The sequence below is a fragment of the Viridibacillus sp. NPDC096237 genome (assembly GCF_050278625.1).
Taxonomy (GTDB): domain Bacteria; phylum Bacillota; class Bacilli; order Bacillales_A; family Planococcaceae; genus Viridibacillus.
In genome coordinates this window covers 1,716-7,966 of the sequence record NZ_JBNNTI010000080.1, presented here as the reverse complement: position 1 = coordinate 7,966, position 6,251 = coordinate 1,716, and the positions used below count along the sequence as shown (strand labels likewise).

General features: G+C 33.8%; 5 protein-coding genes. 3 read left to right on the top strand and 2 right to left on the bottom strand.

What is annotated here, in order from left to right; genetic code table 11:
- Window positions 1-925 precede the first annotated feature (925 nt).
- A complete protein-coding gene (locus ACQKMD_RS21315) occupies window positions 926-1,444 on the top strand; it encodes an RNA polymerase sigma factor (protein WP_427754527.1) in 519 nt (172 codons plus the stop codon).
- A complete protein-coding gene (locus ACQKMD_RS21310) occupies window positions 1,428-2,399 on the top strand; it encodes a hypothetical protein (protein ID WP_427754525.1) in 972 nt (323 codons plus the stop codon). Before ACQKMD_RS21315 ends, ACQKMD_RS21310 begins: the two co-directional genes overlap by 17 nt.
- Window positions 2,400-2,519: 120 nt before the next feature.
- Here ACQKMD_RS21310 and ACQKMD_RS21305 read toward each other — a convergent pair whose 3' ends face one another.
- Window positions 2,520-3,236 carry a ZIP family metal transporter gene (locus ACQKMD_RS21305; protein WP_427754523.1) on the bottom strand — a complete coding sequence of 239 codons (717 nt, stop codon included), beginning with the start codon at window positions 3,234-3,236 and terminating at the stop codon, window positions 2,520-2,522.
- A gap of 217 nt (window positions 3,237-3,453) precedes the next feature.
- Window positions 3,454-4,359 carry a C39 family peptidase gene (locus ACQKMD_RS21300; RefSeq protein ID WP_427754521.1) on the bottom strand — a complete coding sequence of 302 codons (906 nt, stop codon included), beginning with the start codon at window positions 4,357-4,359 and terminating at the stop codon, window positions 3,454-3,456.
- 333 nt (window positions 4,360-4,692) lie between these two features.
- On the opposite strand from ACQKMD_RS21300, the gene lepB reads away from it, so the two are divergent.
- Entirely contained in the window at window positions 4,693-5,253 is a 561-nt protein-coding gene (gene lepB, locus ACQKMD_RS21295) for a signal peptidase I (RefSeq protein ID WP_427754520.1), read from the top strand.
- The last annotated feature ends 998 nt before the right edge of the window (window positions 5,254-6,251 follow it).

The window sequence follows — 6,251 nt, the reverse complement described above, 5'->3', positions numbered from 1 at the left end:
ATTCGGTCGCACAGCAAACTAGGCTATCAAAGTCCGGTCGCTTATAAAAACTTAGCCCTTAAAAAAGTTGTTTGATTTAGTGTTGACATACCAATTCTTGTTAAGCGGTATTATTGCAGGAAGAACGTTAATATTAGCAGAAGAGGAAGTTTTCTGGGGTTCGAGAAGTATTCTAATAGTATTGGACGAGTTGATATGATGGGGGTTGTATTGTTAGGAGCATTATTAGAAAAAGCCGATGTCCCATATATAAGAGAACATCGGCTTTTCACTATCTAAACAAACCCATAAAAGATCCTAATTGTCTCATCATATTATATCCATTCTTTATGGTACCGGCGTGACCCATAAGTTTGTTGAGATTGTTGAGATGGTTCGGCAGGTTTCCTAACATACCTGGAGATGAATTGTTAGGGGACATGAAAGATGGGTTCCGTCTATTGTCGTAAGTTTGGCCAAACTGGTGTCCTTGGTAAGGGGCTCCAAACTGTTGTCCCTGATAAGGAGGGCCAAATACTTGTCTATTTCTTGGGGGAAAGGATCTTCTTGGAACTGGTGAAAAAAGTTGCATATACTCACCTCCTAACAGAGTAACCTATCTATAATATATGGCAGTATGCTGTTTGGAATTAGACTTTAATGAAACTATTATTTAAGTACACAAAGAGCAGAAACTTGGGTACATAAAAGAAGGCTACAATTGAATCCTCCTTTCAAATAATTCTAATTTTCTCTTGCAGACAACTCTTTCTTACCTCCAGTCAAGTACTTTTGAAAGAATTTTATTGGAATAGATGATTTTGATTTAGGTGGTAGAGGTACCTTTGGGCAAAGAACGATCCTCTTGTCTGCACTTTAAAAAAATTTACATAAAACTGAGTAGAAATCTTCCTACACTCGTCTATAGTAAAGAAGGAGGGGTTTTATGGACAAATTGTCATTTCAACATTTATATCAAACACATAATGATGCGATATATCAATACATATTCTATCTCATGCAGCATAAAGAATTGGCAGAAGATTTAACACAAGAAACGTTTTATAGAGCGTTTAAACAGTTTGCCACGTTTCGAGAAGAAGCAGAGATCAAAACGTGGCTAAAACGGATTGCACGGAATCTTGTCTATGATCATTTTAGACGTAAGCAAATTGTGAAGTTTATACCATTTGTTCATGTGGATGAGCGTGTTGAAAAAGAGACACCTAGCGATATTCTAGAACGAGGGCAAGCAGTAGCTACATTATATGAGGCGCTTAAGGGATTAAAACTATCTTATAGGGAAGCTATAGTTTTACGGAAAATTGATGGGTTATCTGTCAAAGAAGCGGCAGCTTTCCTTGGATGCACCGAAAAGCAAGTAACTAACAATACTGCCAGAGCTTTGAAGGCGCTACAAAAGATATATGAGGAAAGGGGATATACATATGTCACAGAACTTTGATAAAGAATTCAACAAGCTAAAAAATCCTCCTCGTGATTTACAGAAACAGCAAGTCGCTTATGACGAATTACTACAAAAAATTGAAAAAGTAGATACTAGGCCTAGCTTTTGGCCACGACTCCAATATCCTCTAGTCCTTATCGCTACTTGTATCGTATTCTTAATTACTGTCATCACAATAAGTTCTAACGATAATGAGAAGCCTTTCAACGGTGCTTCTGTTGGTTTAGAGGGGGTATCAAGTCAACAGATTAAATCAATTTATACACTTAGTCTTGAAAATGACGTAACCAATAGTAAAAAGTTTTATGGCAAAAAATCAAAAGCTTATTTTAATGTTCAAAAAGTAACAGATACCTCATATATAAATTCGATTTACACCCATATACAAAATAATAAAACTAAACAAATAGACATTGAACAATTAACAGCTATTGCAGATTTAATAATAGTTGTTAAGCACCAGGAAATACAATTAAAAATATTTGATGATAACAATCAGGCGTTATATGTTCAAGATTGGGAAACGAAGGAATTTTTCCAACTGAATGACCGCTCTATACTAAAAGATTTAATGCAGATTGAAGAGCAAAATCATGAATGGAGAAATATATTCATAGGATTAGGCGTAGTATTAGTTTTAAAATATTTAATTAAAATCATTTTAATTAGAGCTTTTAATATAAGCTTCCCAAAAGTGCGAGTGAAACAAAGTCCAATGAGAATTGTCGTTTCAATAATAATATCCTTCGTAGCTCTAGGTTTATTGAATTTTAATGAGTCGATTAATGTTACGCCAAGCTATATATTTTTAGGGGCGATAATAATGTTAATAAGTAGCATAGAAATAATATTTGGGTGGCGTAAATATAAAGAATACGGAGTCTTGGGTAGAAATATTTTACCGTTTTTTATTATCCCGCTATTTTTAATTATCATGATAATCGTTAAATAATTTCAGCAAGCTGGTCAGGTTAGTTGACCAGTTTTTTTAGGTTCAATTATCTAGGTGCCTTAAAATTATTAAGAAGTAACTATGCTATTAGTAATTTTAGGTTGATATTTGTCAATAATACTATATAAAAAATAAAAACGCACCCATTGCAAAAAAACTGATAACAGCTATTAATAAAATACCTGATGAATCTTTAATAGATTCTAATAATACCTCTTTGATAGTGACCATATAAATTGTCCCCGCAGCTAAACTAATGGCAAACGACCAAATTATAGGATTGCCGATTCCAATTGAATTACCTATGTAAGCTCCAATACCAACTGGAAGAGAAATGATCAAAGTTAAAAAGAACAATGTCCATACGCTAAGACCAGCTATAAATAATGGGGTAAATACGATAATTCCTTCAGGCAAATTATGTAATAGAATGGTGTGTAACAGGGATTCCTTGACAGTTGAATTTTGATTTGCACCTAGCACAATCCCTATAGGTAAATTGTGAAATGTAATGCTAAGCATTAATAATATCCCAGTTTTTAATGCGCCATTTTTTACATGGTTTTTCGTTGCACCAAATAGAACATGCAAAACTTTATGAGCAATTTGAAACAATACTACACCTGTTAAGAAACCGAAGATGAACGTTATCCAATTTCCAAGAATGATTGCCTCAGGAGTAATCTCAAAACTTAACAAACCTAGAGTTAGTCCAGCGCAAATACCGTAAATGATATCAATTTTCTTTTGAACTCCTCTTAATATCCAAGCAATTACACCACCTGCGCTAAATCCTATTACAGTGTACACATAACCAATTACCCAAATTATATTCACTATACCATCCTCACTCAGTCTGACTGTTTGTCTATAAGTTAATATGATATTAGATGAGAATTTATGAAGAGAATGATGACTACAATATAGAATGTCATAAAATCTATCATCAAATGTAAAAGAAAAAGATAGATTTCAAGCAATTATTGTCTGCTTTATCTATCTTTTTCTATACTTATGCAACTTTTTCAGAGTGAATGACTGTTACCTACTATTTTTAACGTACTACAACGCTCCATTGAAGTGCGTTGTACGCTCGTTCAAAATTCGTTTTACTTACCCAATATTTTTCCTTTTTGCTATTTGGATCTGCTACATAGTAAGAGCCATTGCTGTTGTGTCCGATTACTGTAACGACATGCATATTATCAACGATTTTTTTTGTACCTGCACTGCCCATATTCCACTTTGCCCAAACAGGCTTTTTAAAATCTAATGTTGCGTAAGCAACGACCGGATTTCCTTTATCTAACTCTTTTTTGATTTGAGTAGTAGAGTATCCTGAGCCATTTGCTACATTACTGCTGTATTCTTTTCCGTAAGCAGTTAATGGTTTCGGGAAGATGGATTGGAATACGCCATTTTGGTTAGCATAAGGATTGCCACCAGCAAAACCTTTATAAGGATTACCACCTTTATCTTTTGGCATTTCATCTAAGAATGTACGTAATCCGTCATTTGAATACCCTTTGTATTTTAAAGCCATTAACAAACTTGCTCCTTCACATCCAAATGGAGCGTTCACAGGTGCTAATTGACTTACAAAAGGTACTTTCAACGTTTTACTCGAATAGCTTTTAACTACAGTACTAGAGATCCAACCTGTTTTGTTATTGATCTTTACCTTATGCCAAGTAGTAGAACCTACTTTTTTAGTTGCATATGAAGTGAAAACCTTCCCCTTTTTTGCTGAAGCAATGACTTTATATTTTGTACCTGCATTCTCTCGAACATTTGATATGTATAAAGTTTGTATCTTCTTTACGGGGGCACTGACCTGTGTAATTTGTTTATGCATTTTAGAAGCTGTTGTAGTTGGAGATGTTTCTGTTGTTGCTGATAAGCCGCTAAATAATAATGAAAAGCTCATCGCACTTGTTAATAAAATAGTTGATTTCTTCATTTATAATACCTCTCTAAGTTGTTATTCGTTATGGTATCTCTTCACAAAATTGTCGCAACTTATGAATAGTAGTCTAATTTCAATGAAAACGGATAAGATACCATTAATATCTTATCATGTATAGTCCTCGTTTTGTAAAAGGAAGCAGTTATGGTATGAAATATTATCTCAAAAAAAACGAAATCATTGGAGCATTTTGCTAAATATGACCGTTATATGTAAAGGCTGAATGAAATGCTTTTGCATTCATATATTAAACAAATGGAATAATGTTAACTAATGAAAGTCTCCACTATAGACATAATGAATTGCGATACTAAAGGAGAGAAATTAATGACAAATGTAAAAGCAGAAAAGAATTCCGTTTGGGAATGGGCAAAAGCCTTATTCATTGCAGTTGGACTAGCTTTTATTATGCGCTTCTTTTTATTTACGCCCATTATCGTAGAAGGTGAGTCAATGATGCCTACTTTAGAAAGTGGCGAAAGAATGATTGTTAGTAAAATCGGGCAACCAGATCGTTTTGACATTATTGTATTCCATGCAACAGAGGACAAGGACTATATAAAACGTGTAATTGGCTTACCTGGAGATCATATTGAATATAAGAGCGACCAATTATATATTAATGGGCAACCACATGATGAACCCTTTTTAAATAAATATAAAAGTAGCTTGCTGGATGGCGATACACTAACTGAAGACTTCACACTAGAAGAATACACTCAGATGTCAGTAATTCCAGATGGATACGTCTTTGTGATGGGGGACAACCGTAGAAATAGCACTGATAGTCGGATTATCGGTTTGGTTCCAATGAGTAAAATAGTAGGAAACGCTGATATAACGATATGGCCAATTCATGACATAGGTTTTCTTGAAAAATACAAATAAGAATGAGGCGTAATACACGTGATCAGCAATTCTACTTACGGACAAACACGAATCGCTTGTTGCCTCTAAATGATCTTGAGCAACGCTATACCATCATTGGAAAGCAATTAAACAAGCGGATTGGGAAATACATCAAAGAGAAAAATTTAAAGGCCGAACATAAACACAATGTTACTGTTGGCTGGCATTTAATGAAGAAACCGTTAATACAATCACGGGATGCATTAGAAAGAAGCCATCTCATTATAGGAAACACAACATGAATTAGAGGAATAAATAACAGGAGAAAGTGGCGAATATCATCCACTTTCTCCTGTTTTTGTTAATACCCATTTTGTGTAATGACAATAAAATTGTTTAAAAATGAGAGGTTCAAAACACATTCTTACGGTTGTAATGGTATGAATTTTCAATAAGAACAGAAAAGAAGTGACTAAATGAAAGGAATTATTGATTGTTTTGAAGGAGATTTCGAGGTAGTTGAGATTGATGCAGCAACAAAAAACTTTCCAAAAAGCACATCAGTTTTTAATTCCACCTGCTGGAGCCGACAAAAAGAATAAAAAAATAAGGTCGTTGACTTCTACATAATTTATTTTAGAAAGCATACACAAGATTACTCGTTTCCATATTTTAATTAGTTTTTAATCTACTTTGATTCGAGTGCGAATCAAAATGAGGATAAGAGCCGTCACAATCTAAAAGTAAAAAACATAGTATACGAGACTTTGATTTTTAAAGTAAATTTATTAGAAAGATTCGAGTGCGAATCAAAATGAGGATAAGAGCCGTCACAATCTAAAAGTAAAAAACATAGTATAACGAGACTTTGATTTTTAAAGTAAATTTATTAGAAAGAATCGAGTGCGAATCAAAATGAGGATAAGAGCCGTCGTAATCTAAAAGTAAAAAACATAGTATAACGAGACTTTGATTTTTAAAGTAAATTTATTAGAAAGAATCGAGTGCGAATCAAAATGAGGATAAGAGCCGTCGTA